The organism is Novosphingobium sp. PASSN1, from assembly GCF_002278815.1.
Map to the genome: position 1 here is coordinate 406858 of NZ_NKIS01000002.1, position 13874 is coordinate 420731.

Annotated in this window: 15 protein-coding genes; 7 read left to right on the top strand and 8 right to left on the bottom strand. The window is 63.2% G+C overall.

The window, feature by feature from the left end:
• Positions 1-11 precede the first annotated feature (11 nt).
• The 4 genes from CFE35_RS04765 to CFE35_RS04780 all read left to right on the top strand — a co-directional run bounded on the left by CFE35_RS04765 (position 12) and on the right by CFE35_RS04780 (position 2191).
• On the top strand, positions 12-473 hold the full coding sequence (locus CFE35_RS04765) for a PTS sugar transporter subunit IIA (RefSeq protein WP_292928455.1): 462 nt from the start codon (positions 12-14) through the stop codon (positions 471-473).
• Positions 448-963, top strand: coding sequence for a PaaI family thioesterase (locus CFE35_RS04770; RefSeq protein WP_292928457.1), 516 nt, complete (start codon positions 448-450; stop codon positions 961-963). Before CFE35_RS04765 ends, CFE35_RS04770 begins: the two co-directional genes overlap by 26 nt.
• Complete coding sequence (locus CFE35_RS04775; protein ID WP_292928459.1) at positions 960-1337, top strand: DUF1491 family protein; 378 nt, start codon at positions 960-962, stop codon at positions 1335-1337. Before CFE35_RS04770 ends, CFE35_RS04775 begins: the two co-directional genes overlap by 4 nt.
• Positions 1338-1537: 200 nt before the next feature.
• Complete coding sequence (locus CFE35_RS04780) at positions 1538-2191, top strand: cell wall hydrolase (protein ID WP_292928461.1); 654 nt, start codon at positions 1538-1540, stop codon at positions 2189-2191.
• Between the two features lie 51 nt (positions 2192-2242).
• On the opposite strand, the gene purH is transcribed toward CFE35_RS04780, so the two are convergent.
• From purH to rpe, 3 genes are read right to left on the bottom strand one after another with little or no spacing between them, the layout of a single operon-like run.
• On the bottom strand, positions 2243-3835 hold the full coding sequence (gene purH, locus CFE35_RS04785; RefSeq protein WP_292928463.1) for a bifunctional phosphoribosylaminoimidazolecarboxamide formyltransferase/IMP cyclohydrolase: 1593 nt from the start codon (positions 3833-3835) through the stop codon (positions 2243-2245).
• Between the two features lie 15 nt (positions 3836-3850).
• Complete coding sequence (locus tag CFE35_RS04790) at positions 3851-5773, bottom strand: heparinase II/III family protein (protein ID WP_292928465.1); 1923 nt, start codon at positions 5771-5773, stop codon at positions 3851-3853.
• A gap of 4 nt (positions 5774-5777) precedes the next feature.
• On the bottom strand, positions 5778-6440 hold the full coding sequence (gene rpe, locus CFE35_RS04795) for a ribulose-phosphate 3-epimerase (RefSeq protein ID WP_292928467.1): 663 nt from the start codon (positions 6438-6440) through the stop codon (positions 5778-5780).
• A 338-nt stretch (positions 6441-6778) separates the two neighbouring features.
• Between rpe and CFE35_RS04800 the strand changes: the two genes are divergently transcribed.
• Complete coding sequence (locus CFE35_RS04800; protein WP_292928469.1) at positions 6779-7234, top strand: DUF2141 domain-containing protein; 456 nt, start codon at positions 6779-6781, stop codon at positions 7232-7234.
• Positions 7235-7243: 9 nt separating this feature from the next.
• Here CFE35_RS04800 and CFE35_RS04805 read toward each other — a convergent pair whose 3' ends face one another.
• The 3 genes from CFE35_RS04805 to CFE35_RS04815 form a co-directional block, all read right to left on the bottom strand.
• A complete protein-coding gene (locus CFE35_RS04805) occupies positions 7244-7984 on the bottom strand; it encodes an NTP transferase domain-containing protein (protein ID WP_292928471.1) in 741 nt (246 codons plus the stop codon).
• A 99-nt stretch (positions 7985-8083) separates the two neighbouring features.
• Positions 8084-9184 carry an inositol-3-phosphate synthase gene (locus tag CFE35_RS04810; RefSeq protein ID WP_292928473.1) on the bottom strand — a complete coding sequence of 367 codons (1101 nt, stop codon included), beginning with the start codon at positions 9182-9184 and terminating at the stop codon, positions 8084-8086.
• Between the two features lie 349 nt (positions 9185-9533).
• The gene (locus CFE35_RS04815; RefSeq protein ID WP_292928475.1) at positions 9534-10433 is read right to left on the bottom strand and encodes a DMT family transporter; all 900 of its coding nucleotides are present in this window, start codon (positions 10431-10433) and stop codon (positions 9534-9536) included.
• A gap of 268 nt (positions 10434-10701) precedes the next feature.
• On the opposite strand from CFE35_RS04815, the gene CFE35_RS04820 reads away from it, so the two are divergent.
• Positions 10702-11811, top strand: a complete 1110-nt coding sequence (locus CFE35_RS04820; protein WP_292928477.1) for an alkene reductase — start codon at positions 10702-10704, stop codon at positions 11809-11811.
• Between the two features lie 32 nt (positions 11812-11843).
• Positions 11844-12728: a CoA ester lyase gene (locus CFE35_RS04825; protein ID WP_292928479.1), complete on the top strand. Its 885-nt coding sequence runs from the start codon at positions 11844-11846 to the stop codon at positions 12726-12728.
• Positions 12729-12738: 10 nt separating this feature from the next.
• Here CFE35_RS04825 and CFE35_RS04830 read toward each other — a convergent pair whose 3' ends face one another.
• A complete protein-coding gene (locus CFE35_RS04830; protein ID WP_292928481.1) occupies positions 12739-13080 on the bottom strand; it encodes a hypothetical protein in 342 nt (113 codons plus the stop codon).
• The gene (gene lipB, locus CFE35_RS04835) at positions 13077-13760 is read right to left on the bottom strand and encodes a lipoyl(octanoyl) transferase LipB (protein ID WP_292928483.1); all 684 of its coding nucleotides are present in this window, start codon (positions 13758-13760) and stop codon (positions 13077-13079) included. The genes CFE35_RS04830 and lipB overlap by 4 nt, the downstream gene beginning before the upstream one ends.
• Between the last annotated feature and the right edge of the window lie 114 nt (positions 13761-13874).

The following is a 13874-nucleotide window of genomic DNA, read 5'->3' on the forward strand; positions in this document are numbered from 1 at the left end:
TCACTGGTTCCATGACCGCTCTTTTTACGATCGATCTTCAAGCGGTGCGCATCGTGCGCGCCGAGACCAAGACGCAGATCCTCGGCGGGCTCGCGGATTGCTTTGCCGAGGTCTACGGGCTTGACCGTGAGGTCGTGCTCGAACGCATCGAAGAACGTGAAACGTTGGGAAGCACCGGCTTCGGACGCGGTGTTGCGATCCCGCACGCGCGGCTGGAAGGGCTTGCTCGCCCGGTTGCGGCGTTTTTCCGCCTTGAAAACCCGGTCGAGTTTGCTTCATCGGATGGGATGCTGGTGGATTGCGTGTTCGGGCTGCTTTCGCCCGAACAGGCCGGCGCAACACACCTCCAGGCTTTGGCAGCGATTTCCCGCCTGATGCGGGACGAGCGGATGCACGAGCGGTTGATCGCCGCGCCCGATGCTGATGCGATCTATGCCCTGCTCGTCAATGTCATCGACCGCGACGCCGCCTGATCACTGTGCCGATTCCGCATTGCTGGGGGCGGAGCGTCATTGGCGCGCGCTCGAAAGGCTCTATGCCTCTGCACCGATCAACCGCTTTTTCAATTCGCGGCTCAAGGTGGTCGAAGAAGGCGTCGCGCGGATCCACTTCGAGGTTGGTGCGCCGCACTTTCATGCGGCCGGGGCGGCGCACGGCACCGTTTATTTCAAGATGCTGGATGACGCGGCGTTCTATGCCGCGAACACGCTGGTTACCGACCGCTTTCTGCTGACGACCGCCTTCAACCTGTTGTTCACGCGGCCTCTTAAGGCCGGTCCGGCGATTGCAGAAGGCCGCTGGATCTCGGGCCGCAGGCGAGTTCTCGTGGCGGAATCGCGCATTCTTGATGGCGATGGCAACGAAGTCGGCCGCGGCACGGGGACGTTCCAGCGGTCGCGCATCGCGCTCTCTACCCTCAGCGGATATGCCGGCCTGGCCACTCCGTCCGGTGCGGATGAATGACCGCGCCGCGTCTGCCAACAGCCGTTGAAGCGTCAGCCTTGATTCGTTTGGCGGAAACGGCAGGCGGCTTCGGGATGGTTCTGAGCAAGGGTGACACTGACAGCGGCACACTGCTGATTGTTATCCTCGATAATCAGGGGTTTGGGCAGACCAGCGCCCGCCTGTTCGAGCGGCTGCCCAGGCCGGATGGCACGCGCGGTTGGACCCTTGCCAAGGCTCAAGATCCTGAAAATAAAATGGAATTTGAGGCATATCTGGCACGCCGGAAGTCGCAGGACCGCGATTTGTGGATCATCGAACTGACTGTCGCTGAGGGCGAACAGTTCATCCTGAATCTGGGCGAAGCGGAGAACAAACCAAGATTCATGGGTTGACTTGTGCGGTCCAGCCCATAAGGGCGCGCACTCAACCGAGCGTAGGCAGCGATGGGATGGCAAGAAGTCCTCCCCGCCAGCACGCAGACGGGGGGCAGACGCCAGAGCCTTCGATGGGCTTCCGACATGCAGGGATGTCCCTGTTGCACCGGATTCCATCGCGCACTGTGCCGACGTTCACCGCCCAATGACGAAGATGCATGAGCCGCCAATTTCGCGTTGCCAGTGCCGTGTGCATTGCCGCAAGTCTTGCTACTATCCTGTTCAGCACCGGCGGATCCGGTGCCAAGGCACAGGACATCCAGATCCCGGTTGCTGAAGCGCCTGGATCCTCGGCCATCACCGTAGAACCGCACCAGAGCGTGTTCCGGCCCGCCGAACAGCCTCTTCCCCAGCCTGAGCGCGTTGATCCCGAGAATGATCGGGAGGGCCTGCCCAGCGCCGCCACGCTTGCCGATCTGATCGAGCGCACCCCGCTGCCCGCCTCCCTCTCGCGCGAGATGGAATGCCTGGCCGGTGCTATCTATTTCGAGGCCCGCAGCGAAACGCTGGCCGGTCAGCTTGCCGTGGGCCGCGTGATCGTGACGCGCGCAGCGTCAGGGCGCTTCCCCAGCTCCTATTGCGGCGTGGTCTACCAGCCGTCGCAGTTCTCGTTCATCCGTGCCAACACGATGCCCGCGGTCAATCATGACAGCCGCCTTTGGCAGCAGGCCGTGAAGATCGCGCTCATCGCCGATAGCGGCACGTGGAAGAGCCCGGTGGAAGGTGCCATGTTCTTCCATGCGGCACATGTCGCGCCGTCATGGGGCAAGACCCGCATGGCCCGGGTCGACAATCACGTTTTCTATCGTTGAGTGCTGTCAGCGGGTACCGGTGTAGCCAGTACCCGCCGACTGCTTTCGGCCTCAGTGCCGGAAGTGGCGCATACCGGTGAACATCATCGCGATGCCGGCCGCGTCTGCTGCGGCGATCACTTCATCATCACGGATCGATCCACCCGGCTGGATAACGGCTGTCGCGCCCGCTTCAACTGCGGCCATCAGGCCATCGGCGAAGGGGAAGAAGGCATCGGAGGCCACGGCTGAGCCGACCGTGCGCGGTGCGCCCCAGCCGTGGGTCTCAGCGGCTTCCTGCGCCTTTGCAGCAGCGATCCTTGCACTGTCGCGGCGGTTCATCTGACCCGCACCGATCCCGGCCGTCACGCCTTCGCGGGCATAGACGATCGCGTTGGATTTCACGTGCTTCGCCACAGTCCAGGCAAAGCGGCAATCCGCCAGCTCCTGCTCTGTCGGCTGGCGCTTGGTGACGACCTGCAACATGTCATCCGTCAACATGCCGCTGTCACGATCCTGCACCAGCAGACCGCCGACGATCGGCACCGTGACTAGCCCTTTGCGGCCGGCATCGGGCAGGCTATCGATCAGCAGAAGGCGCAGGTTCTTCTTGCGCGCGAAAGCAGAAAGGGCCGCATCATCTGCGCCCGGGGCGACGACGACTTCCGTGAAAATCTCGCAGATCGCTTCCGCTGTCGGACCATCGAGCAGACGGTTGAGAGCGACAATACCGCCGAACGCCGAAACTGAATCGCATGCAAGCGCAGCCTGCCAAGCGGCGAGCGGTGTTGCCGCAACCGCCACGCCGCACGGGTTGGCATGCTTCACGATCACGACGGCAGGCTGGTCCGTGCCAAACTCTGCGATCAGTTCCAGTGCCGCATTGGCGTCATTGTAATTGTTGTAAGACAGTTCCTTGCCCTGCAATTGGCGGGCTTGCGGCAATCCGCTGACCGCGCTGCCCTGGCCCGGCACATAGAGCGCCGCGCTCTGGTGCGGGTTTTCGCCGTAGCGCAAGGTGGAGACGAGCTTGTGCGCGCCGATCAGGGTTGGCGGGAAGTGGTGCTGCTGATCCGTCAGGGCGAACCATTGTGCGATGGCAGCGTCATAGGCTGCCGTTGCCGCGAAAGCCTTGGCGGCCATGGCCTTGCGGAATTCAAGGCTGGTTGCACCGGCCTTGCTTTCCAGCGCCGCTGCCAGTTCGGCGTAGTCAGCGGGGTCAGTCACGATGGTCACGTAGCGATGGTTCTTGGCTGCCGAGCGAACCATGGAGGGGCCGCCGATATCGATGTTCTCGATCACTTCATCGCGGTCTGCACCTTTCGCCACGGTGGCGGCAAAAGGATAGAGATTGACGATGACAAGGTCGATCGCGCCGATTTCATGCTCTGCCATCGCAGCGGTGTGGGCAGCATCATCGCGAACGGCGAGCAGGCCGCCGTGGACTTTCGGGTGCAGCGTCTTGACGCGGCCGTCCATCATCTCCGGAAAGCCGGTCAGTTCGGAGATATCGCGCACGGCAAGGCCAGCATCCCGCAAAGCTGCGGCAGTCCCCCCGGTCGAGACGAGCTCAACCCCGTAGCCGGCAAGCGCGCGGCCGAGTTCTGCAAGGCCAGTTTTGTCGGACACCGAGAGGAGTGCCCGCTTGATCGTCACGTCAGTCACTTTGAAGAATCCTGTCTAGCGCATCTTCTTGAGCAGCCACGAGAATGTCTCGCCGCTGCGGGGAATCTTGGCCGATATGACCAGCTGGCGCGTTGCCAGCGGACGGCCCAGGCCGTCGGACCAGAGGCTCTCTTCGAGCGTGACCGGATCGCGGCCCGAACGGAACTGCCAAAGGCTGCCATCCGGCAGGGCGAGAGTCACGCCGAGGCCGTCCCGGCCCTGCGCCAGCTCGATATGAGGGCCGAGGTGAAAGCGCAAGGCGACCCCGATCATCCCGCGCTTGCCGCGCCGGCCTGTCGGCACCAGCAGGTCTTCGCCGCGCAGTTCGCTGCCATCATCGCGCATGATCAGGATGCGGCGGTGAGTGAGGCCATACCGCGCGACATAGCCGTTGTGGCTCGCTTCGATCCGCGTTGCTCCCGCACCTTCGCCGGTCAGAATCCGGCGGTCGACTTCGACCTCCGAAACGCCGGGGCCGAGCTTTCCGTTGATGAGCACCGCAGTCGAATTGAAGTCGTCAATCGCAAGGGTCGAGTGCGCGGCAGTCGCGCGGAGACCCTGCGCGAGCCGCAGGGGGATGAGCCCGCCAGCAAAGGAGGCCCCGCCGCAATTGACGATCAGCCGTTCGCCGCCATGGCTCAGTTCGAACGCCAGCGTGGAGGCGCAGCCATCGCGCGCATGCCGGGCAACTGGCGGCGGCGCGGCGTCGAACTGAAGCACCGACTTGCCGGCGTTGATCCGCTGATAGCCCCAGTGGCGCGCATCGCGCAGGGGACGCGTGCGGACGCCGCTTGCCTTGATCAAAGCGGCGATGCGGTCTGGTGCTATGGCGCCTGCGCCCTGCCATGAACCGAGCCCGCCATCGCCATGTTGCAGCGTGAGCAGCGGGGGGACCAGCAGTTCAAGGATCGTATCCAGCTGCGGCGGCGGTGTGCTGCGCACGGCCGCGTAGCACGCGCGTAAATCGATCAGCAGTTCGATGGCTTCGATCTGGCCAAGCGGGCTGCGCGAAAGGACCCCGCCATCATCTGAGACGAGGTCGCCCAAAGCACGGATCAGCCCGCCTTCGCCATAAAGGCGCCGCGCACGACCATCGGCGAGCAGAAGACCGGCTGCGGTAATGGCTGTCCATCCCGCCACTTCTGCAAGCTTGTCTTCGGCCCTGCCGACGTGGCGGTCGAGCCAACGTGCTGTGTCGTCTAGGGTTGTCAGGACCCTTGCCCGCAATTTGCGGTCGTTGCTCGATAGGAGCAGGGGGGCGTGGATCAGCCACGCGAGAAGGCGATGACCGGTATTGCCGATGGCCCAAGCCGGACCGGCACCGGGCCGCGGGTTGGCACCGAGCCAAGCGCCGAAAATCCGTTCAGCCACTGGCGCGCATTGCGGCCTTGCAGCGCAGCTTGCCAGATCGCTCAGCCAGCCAAAGCCGTGTACCAGCCGCTCGAATGGCGGCGAGAGGCGCGGGCCAGTGAATTCGGTGTCGGCGATCGGCAATTTGACGCCATGAAGCAGGAAGTGTCCGGCCCGCAAGGCGGTGCCTGAGGCCGGATCACCGGCAAGGGGGCTGGCAACGGTTGCCGTCAACCGCGGACGGGCCCGCTTGCGGAAAGGGTTAAGCGCCGAGGGCGGCAGGCCGAGCCCGTAGGCGAGCCGGATCAGGCGTTCGCTGGCGCTGACCTGCGGCGGCGAAAAATCCGCAAGCGCAAGGGCGCGGCCTGGTTCAACCGGCGCAATGTCTGCGTCAGACGGATTGTCAGCCTTTGCTTCTGGTCTGGTGTTCGAACTGGTGACGTCGGTTGCGACGACGAGCGGTTCGGTTTCGGGACCAAGCGGAAGTGCCTTGCGCCCTCCTTCAGGAGCAAGCGCTGTGGCGGCGGCGGGCCCAAGGACTACACCATCTTCCGGGGCTTCGCGTGATCCTGGGAAGAGGCGTGCCATGGCGTCAGTCGCCAGCCTTGAGGGCGGCAATGTTGGCGCTGTAGCACTGTGGGCCGCCCTTGAACGAGGCCGTGCCTGCCACCAACACATCGGCTCCCGCATTGTGGCATTGCGGGGCGGTACCCGTATCGACCCCGCCATCCACTTGCAGGTGGATCGCCCGGCCGCTCTTGTCGATCATCTTGCGCACGGCTTCGATCTTGCGCAGCTGGCTGGTGATGAAGCTCTGCCCGCCGAAACCGGGATTGACGCTCATCACCAGCACGAGATCGATGTCATCGATCAGATAGTCGAGCGTCTTGGCCGGCGTGGCGGGGTTGAGCGCAATGCCTGCCTTCTTGCCCAGCGCACGGATGGCCTGCACGGTGCGGTGCACATGCGGCCCCGCTTCGGGGTGGACTGTGATGATGTCCGCTCCGCTTGCCGCGAACGCCTCAAGATAGGAATCGACCGGCGAAACCATCAGGTGGACGTCAAACGGCTTGGCGCTGTGGGGCCGTAGCGCCTTCACCACGGCAGGACCGATCGTGAGGTTTGGCACGAAGTGGCCGTCCATCACATCGATGTGGATCCAGTCGGCACCGGCCGCGTCGATCGCACGTACCTCCTCACCAAGCCGGGCAAAATCGGCGGAAAGAATCGAAGGGGCAATCAGCGGCGCAGCCATTACGAAAACTCGCAAATTGGGATCAGGCAAACTTGGCACTTAACGCGCATGGCGGCGTCCATCCATAGTTGGGATTACCGGTGGCGAATCGGTGGAACAAGCGCGATTGCCCCCTTTTCCACACGCAATGTCCCTATTTGCGGCCGTTTCGGCGCAAAGCTGGTTCAAGTTGGGTGCCGTCTTGCCGAGCAGGGCGTATGGGCACCGCAAAGGTTGGCCTTGCCGAACGGTGCAAAGGCCTAGTATTGCCCCGCGCGATGGCGCGGCCTTGATCAGAGGCGGGCGTTTTTGGGAAGAATGTCATGATTTTGCGGAACTGGCGCTTTGCCCCGGCAGCTGTGCTGGCGCTGATGGTTGCGCAGCTGGGAATCTTTGCGCCTGCTGCGCATGCAGCGCCGTCCTGCGTCGGACCAGCCAGCGATACGTGGATCCACCTGACCGTTGATCGGGTGCGAAACGGCAAAGGGCTGATTACGGCCACGCTCTATCCAAATGATCGCAAACGGTTCCTGGTCAAGAATGGGTCGCTGTACGTAGCGAGCACTCCGGCTTCTGCGGGCCAGACCCGGTTTTGCCTGTTCGTCCCCCATCCGGGCACTTATGCCATCGCGATCTATCATGACGAGGATTCGTCGGGCACGATCAATCGCGGCGGACTGTTCGGCATCCCGAGCGAAGCCGTGGGCTTTTCGAACAACCCCACGATTCTGTTTGGCCCGCCTTCGCTCCGGTCGGTGCTGTTCACAGTCGATCGCGCCAATCAGGCGTTCACCATCAATCTCAAGAAATTCTGAGAATTCGGCTCAGACCGAAGCAAATGCGGCGGTGAGATAGCGCGGAGCAAGTTCCTCCGCGAACGCATGGGCACGCGGATCGTCAACATCCATCCACCAGGCGCCGCCAATCTCGTGGGTGGCGGCTCTGTCGCGATCTGCCAGCCATTGCATCCCGTCGGAGAGGCTGCCTGCCTTGCCTGCCGCAACGGCGGACTGGATGGCTTCCGCCAGTCGCGGGGTGGCGAGGAAGGCACCGCAATCGACAGCGTCCCATGCCGAAATCGTCTTGCCGATGGCGCTGATGTATCCCCGAGAGTCCATCTTCACCCACGTGGCGTCATCCGGATCGATCAGCGGATGTTCGGTACGCAGGTCGACTGCAAGCGTGACATCGCGGGTTTCGTCACCCACTGCCAACAGGTTTGAAAGGATCGCACTTTCGAACATGTGATCGGCCATCATCAGCAGATAATCGCCCGCGCAAAGCGCGGCACCGGCGATGACCGAGTGCCCGTTCGGTAGATTCCAGTCGGCCACGCGCACGGTTTCGACAGCAACAGGAAGGCGCAGGGCGAGATCGGCAAGGAAGCCTTCGACCGCATCGGCCTGATGCCCGGTCACCACGACCACCCGCGTGATACCGGCGGCGGCGGCCTGCCGAATGCCTATCTCGATCAGCGGAACGCCGCAGACTGGTGTCAGCGGTTTTGAGGCTGAGAGCGAGGCCAGCCGGCTGCCATAGCCAGCGGCGATGATCACGGCATCCATGAAGCAGGCCCTTCTTGAGGGGCACCGCAGGCCCCGCAAAGCGAACGGCGCCGATCCTTCACCAGGACCGACGCCGCCAGCGTTTTTGGTACGGAACGCTTACTCGGCAGCGAGCGCGGTTTCCGAAATGTACTCGTCGACCAGCTGGGCTGCGACGTCATCGTTGAACTGCTGCGGCGGGTGCTTGCAGAAGTAGGCCGAAGGCCCGATCAGCGCACCGCCCTCGCCGCGCTCAAGCGCGACCTTGCAGCAGCGGATGGCATCCATCACACATGCCGCCGAGTTCGGGCTGTCTTCCACCGAAAGACGCAGCTCGAGGTTCATCGGGACATTGCCCCACTGCGTCCCTTCGAGACGGAGGAAGCACAGCTTGTTGTCCTTCTGCCACGGCACGTAGTCCGAAGGACCGACGTGAATGTTCTCGTCGGCAAGACGCTGTGCGAGCATGGCCTGCACCGCCTCGGTCTTGGATTCCTTCTTGGAACCAAGGCGCTGGCGATCGAGCATGTTCATGAAATCGGTGTTGCCACCAGTGTTGAGCTGGTAGGTCTTTTCGACCGTGACGCCGCGCGCACCGAACAGGCTGGAGAGCACGCGGTGAACGATTGTTGCGCCGACCTGCGCCTTGATGTCGTCACCCACGATCGGAAGGCGCTTGGCGCGGAACTTGGCTTCCCATTCCGGACGGCTGGCGATGAACACCGGCATGCAGTTGACGACGCCGACGCCGGCTTCGAGCGCGCATTCCATGTAGAACTCGGTCGCCGTTTCCGAACCGACCGGCAGGAAGTTGATCAGCACTTCTGCACCCGATTCGCGCAGCGCCGCCACGATCGATTCGCGGGTGGCTTCGGGCGCATCGGCCAGGATGAAGCCGCGATCGCCCATGCCAGTCATGTGATCGGCAACGCCATCAAGGATCTTGCCCATGATGACCTTGGCACCGGATGCAGGCACAGTCGGCTGGAACACGGCGGTGCAGTTCGGCGCAGCGAAGATCGCTTCCGAGATGTCCTTGCCGACCTTGCGCGCGTCGACGTCAACACCCATGACAAACTCGACGTCACCAGCGCCATAGCCGCCAATCCGTTCATGGATCAGGCCCGCGGAAGAGTTGGTGTTGCGATAGAATTCTACACCCTGCACCAGCGAGCTCGCGCAGTTGCCCACGCCGATCACTGCGACCTTGATTGGCTTCATTTAACCCGATCCCCTTGGACAAACGGAATGCCGTTGTAACTAAACTGCCTCACTCCACACAAAAGCACCAGATTGCAAGGATATTTCCGCAGCGTCACGCAAGCGGGGATTCGGGGCTGCCTGCAAGGCCACATAGAGTGCATGTTGCCGATGCGAAAAATTTTCCCGCGCAGATGTATGGCGGACGTTCATAAGTTTCTGATTTTTTAAACTTCCAAGACGCCAGAATCACGCCGCCGGATGACGATGACGTATAATGCGATGCAGCATTATTGGCCTTTGGCGCGATGTGTGGGGGTAGTTTCAGCCTCAATTCACAAGCCAGAAGCGCTCCGGCCAAGATCACGAATCAGCGTTTCGCGCTCTCGCTCAGCCTCCCGAGCAGCAGCGCAGCAGCAATCAGAGCCATGCCGAGCGCGTCGAGCGGGCCCATGGTTTCGCCAAACGCCAGCCACCCAAGAAGGATGGAAACGGCGGGCTGGGTAAGCAGCACAACACCAATGATCAGCGCCGAGAAATGGCGCAAGGCAAAGACGATCAAGCCTTGGCCGATAACCTGGCTGCAAAAGGCGAGTGCAATCAGCGGCCACCAGACGTGCGGCCAAACCGGCTCGCCCAGCCAGATCGCGATGGCCAGCATCACCGGGGCGCTGGCCAGCGTAGAGGTGAACAGCAGTCCCCAGCTTTCGAACTGTCCGCGCGAGCCCTGCAGCAGCATGATGTAGAAGAAATAGAACACCCCCGCGAGTATGCAGAACAGATCGCCCACCAGCGTTGCGTGATCGATTTCCAGGGATCGGCCAAGCAGGATGGCGGCTCCGCCAACCGCTGCGCCAATGGCGGCCAGTTCGACAAGACGGGGCAGGCGGCGGGCCGCGACGAGGCCCCAGACCATGAGGATCAGACTTCCGGAATTGCCGAAGAGCGAGGCATTGCCCAGCCGGGTATAGGCGATTCCAATGTGCCAACTCGCCAGATCCAGCGCGAAGAGCACGCCTGCGGTGGCAATCAGCACCCACGCCTTGAGCCCCGGCTTCGCACGCCCTGCGGGTCCGCGTTGCCGCAGGGCCAGCAAGGCGAGGATCGGAAGAGGCAAAAACAGGCGCCAAAATCCGGCTGAAACTGGACCGGAATCAGCCAGCCGCACAAACCATGGCCCCAGCGCGAGCGCAAAATTTCCGCCCAACAGAGCGACGAAGTGCCACGGATCGGGACGTGGAACCTCGCGTTGGTCGTCGATGGTCGTCATTGTCCGCTATTCAACTCGCGCTTGTCATGCGGACACCGGCATCCTAGCTAGGTTGCAAAAGGAAACCCTGTCAGGCGCGACGGGGCCATGTTGTCACGAGGTGGTCCCTCGCCAGTTGAGCGAGGGTCATCGGTTGGCACGGGCCATAGAACGCCTGCCCGCGTTTCCCAAGCCCCTGCCACGGTCGTTTCCGGCTGCGGCGCTCTTTATCTCGTTTCAGCGTTTCCACATTCGATCAGCACTTCACCATTCAAGGGGGGACCCAGCCATGCACGAACCGCTTTTCCAGCCGATCCAGCTTGGCGCCATTGCCGCACCGAACCGCATCATCATGGCGCCGCTGACGCGGGGGCGCGCCATGCCTGATGGTGTGCCGACCGAGATCATGCAGACGTACTATCGTCAGCGCGCGACGGCGGGCCTGATCATCAGCGAGGCGACCGGCATCAGCCGGGAAGGTCTGGGCTGGCCGAGTGCGCCGGGTATCTGGAGCGAAGCGCAAGTCGAAGCGTGGAAGCCGGTGACCGAGGCGGTTCATAATGCCGGCGGCCGGATCATCATGCAGCTGTGGCACATGGGACGCATCGTTCATCCCTATTTCCTTGGTGGCGAACTGGCCGTTTCCGCTTCCGCAACGCGGGCTCCGGGCCATGCCCACACGCCGGAAGGCCGCATGGACAATGTAGATGCCCGCCCGCTGCGGCTCGATGAAATGCCGCGCGTGGTGGATGATTATGGCCATGCTGCCGAGAACGCCAAGCGGGCCGGTTTCGATGGCGTGCAACTGCACGGTGCCAATGGCTATCTGATCGACCAGTTCTTGCGCGATTCCTCGAACCTGCGCGACGATGATTACGGCGGCAGCCCGGCCAACCGCGTGCGGCTGATGCGCGAAGTCATGGAGCGCCTCGTGAGCATCTGGGGCGCTGATCGCGTTTCGATCCGTCTTTCGCCCAATGGCGAGAGCCAGGGTGTGGACGACAGCGATCCCGCCACGCTCTATGCCGAGGCCGCCAGAGCGCTTGAGGCGTTGAAGGTTTCGTTTGTCGAACTGCGCCAGCCTGGGCCGGACGGCACCTTCGGTGCAACGACCGTGCCGCCGCAGGATCACGTGATTCGCGCCCACTATTCAGGGCCGCTGGTGCTCAACAGTGATTACGCGCCCGAGGGAGCGGCTGCCGATGTTGCTTCGGGGCGTGCGGATGCGATCAGTTTTGGCCGTCCCTACATTTCGAACCCCGATCTCGTGGAACGGATTCGGGTCGGTGCGGAACTCGCGCCCAATGTGGGCGTGCCGCAAACGTGGTATTTCCCGGGCGAAGCAGGTTATATCGATTATCCGACGCTCGCCGAGGAGCAGGCCCGCGTTTCGGCGTGACGGTTTGCCGGACAAGGCCATAGGAGCATCACATGCGCACCACTCCGCGATCCTGGCTCTTCGTTCCCGGGGATAGCGAAAAGAAGCTGCTCAAGACGCCGGAAACGGGCGCGCATGCACTGATCATCGATCTGGAAGATGCCGTGGCGCCTTCCGCAAAGCCAGCCGCGCGCCGCCTGACGCGCGACTGGCTGGAGGCCCACAAGCGCCAGATCACCATGCGCAAGCAGGCGCGCTGGGTACGGATCAATGCCGTCGAAACGGGGTTGTGGCGCGAGGATCTTGCGGCAGTGATGGTGGGGGCGCCGGAAGGCATCATGCTGCCCAAGGCGGAAGGGCCGGAGCAACTCCGCCAGGTTGCCGCCGAGATCTATGAGCATGAGCAGCGTAATGGCATTCCAAACGGCCAGACCCGGCTTTTGCCGCTGGTGAGCGAGACCCCGCGGGCTGCGCTCACCATCACCGCCTATATGGATGCCTCGATGCCGCGACTGGCGGGGCTGACCTGGGGTGCGGAAGACCTTTCGGCTGAACTCGGCGCTGCGCGCAAACGCGATGCTGATGGTCAGTGGACCGATGCGTTCCGGTTCGTGCGGGCGCAGACTTTGCTGGTGGCGCATGCCCGCGGTGTCTGGGCGATTGATACGCTCTATGCGGATTTCCGCGATGTGGAAGGTACGCAGCGTGCAGCGGAGGCTGCGCGCGCGGACGGTTTTGCCGGGATGCTCGCGATCCATCCTTCGCAAGTGCCGCTGATCAACGCAGCTTTTACGCCCAGCGAGGAGGAAGTCGCCAACGCCCGCGCTATCGTCGAGGCCTTCGCGGCAAACCCCGGGGTGGGGGCAATCCAGCTTGACGGACGAATGCTCGATCAGCCCCATTTGCGGCTGGCGAAGGCCCTACTCGGGATCGAGTAAGGCCGAAAAGTCAGGGCGTGGCCGGTTTCGCGCTCGCGGTCGGATTGGGGCGCGGCGGAGCCTGATCTGCGGCCGCAGGTTCGGCAGGGCTGGCGGCATCAACTGCCGCGTCCGAACTTTCCGCACCCGCATCAGCGTTGGACTTGTCGGAGGCTTTGTGCGCAGCGGGTGCCAAGGGTGCTTGTGCCTGCGAGCCATTGGTATCCAGCATGGCATCGCTCACCGAGCCCGGCAGGACCTCTCCGCTCGCCGTCGAGCCTGCTTGTGGTCCGGTCGACGTTCCGCAACCGCCGATCAGCAGCAGCGGTGCTAGCATGATGGCCAGCTTGGCGGTTGGCATTACGCGATTCATGGCAGGTCCTTGGCGGGTCGTTCCGGTGCGCCGCGAGGTTCGAGACGGGCGAAGAAATCTTCTTTCCTTGCCAGCAATGCCCGATCCCACTCCTCCGGTGCAACCGAAATGCCGAGCGCGGCGAGACTGGTGACGCCATAATCCTCGATACCGCACGGCACTATGCCGCCGAAATGGCCAAGGTCCGGCGCGAGATTGACCGAGAAGCCATGCATCGTGACCCACCGCCGGATGCGGATGCCGATCGCGCCGACCTTGGCTTCACCGCCATCTGCACCGCGCGTCCAGATGCCGACGCGCCCATTGGCGCGCCATGCCTCGACGCCAAAATCGCCAAGTGTATCGATGACCCAGCCTTCTACTGCATGGACAAAGCCCCGCACATCCCGCGCCCGGCGGCCCAGATCGAGCACCAGATAGCCGACCCGTTGGCCGGGGCCGTGGTAGGTATAGCGTCCGCCGCGGCCTGCCTCGACCACATCGAAGCGCGGATCGAGCAGTTCGTCTGCGGCGGCACTGGTGCCAGCCGTATAGACGGGCGGATGTTCGAGCAGCCAGATGAGTTCGCGGGCTGTGCCTTCGCTGACAGCGGCATTGCGGGCCGTCATCTCGCTCAGCGCCTCGCGATAGGGCACGAGCGACGGGCTCTGCTTGATCTCGATCTGCTCCGGTGTCTGCATGGCAAAACGCATGGCCTTGTGCGCAGGCGCTGGCAAGCACCGGCATCTCGCCAACTGCACCGCAGCGGGGGGTGCGCAACCCTTTTGGTCCTGCTAGGGCTCCATCCGGAAAGG

Coding starts and splice junctions, on each gene's coding strand:
- CFE35_RS04825 (WP_292928479.1), top strand. CDS start 11,844: ATGCGCACCACTCCGCGATCCTGGCTCTTCGTTCCCGGGGATAGCGAA.
- lipB (WP_292928483.1), bottom strand. CDS start 13,760: ATGCAGACACCGGAGCAGATCGAGATCAAGCAGAGCCCGTCGCTCGTG.
- CFE35_RS04765 (WP_292928455.1), top strand. CDS start 12: ATGACCGCTCTTTTTACGATCGATCTTCAAGCGGTGCGCATCGTGCGC.
- CFE35_RS04780 (WP_292928461.1), top strand. CDS start 1,538: ATGAGCCGCCAATTTCGCGTTGCCAGTGCCGTGTGCATTGCCGCAAGT.
- CFE35_RS04775 (WP_292928459.1), top strand. CDS start 960: ATGACCGCGCCGCGTCTGCCAACAGCCGTTGAAGCGTCAGCCTTGATT.
- CFE35_RS04770 (WP_292928457.1), top strand. CDS start 448: ATGTCATCGACCGCGACGCCGCCTGATCACTGTGCCGATTCCGCATTG.
- CFE35_RS04790 (WP_292928465.1), bottom strand. CDS start 5,773: ATGGCACGCCTCTTCCCAGGATCACGCGAAGCCCCGGAAGATGGTGTA.
- CFE35_RS04820 (WP_292928477.1), top strand. CDS start 10,702: ATGCACGAACCGCTTTTCCAGCCGATCCAGCTTGGCGCCATTGCCGCA.
- CFE35_RS04815 (WP_292928475.1), bottom strand. CDS start 10,433: ATGACGACCATCGACGACCAACGCGAGGTTCCACGTCCCGATCCGTGG.
- CFE35_RS04830 (WP_292928481.1), bottom strand. CDS start 13,080: ATGAATCGCGTAATGCCAACCGCCAAGCTGGCCATCATGCTAGCACCG.
- rpe (WP_292928467.1), bottom strand. CDS start 6,440: ATGGCTGCGCCGCTGATTGCCCCTTCGATTCTTTCCGCCGATTTTGCC.
- CFE35_RS04810 (WP_292928473.1), bottom strand. CDS start 9,184: ATGAAGCCAATCAAGGTCGCAGTGATCGGCGTGGGCAACTGCGCGAGC.
- CFE35_RS04805 (WP_292928471.1), bottom strand. CDS start 7,984: ATGGATGCCGTGATCATCGCCGCTGGCTATGGCAGCCGGCTGGCCTCG.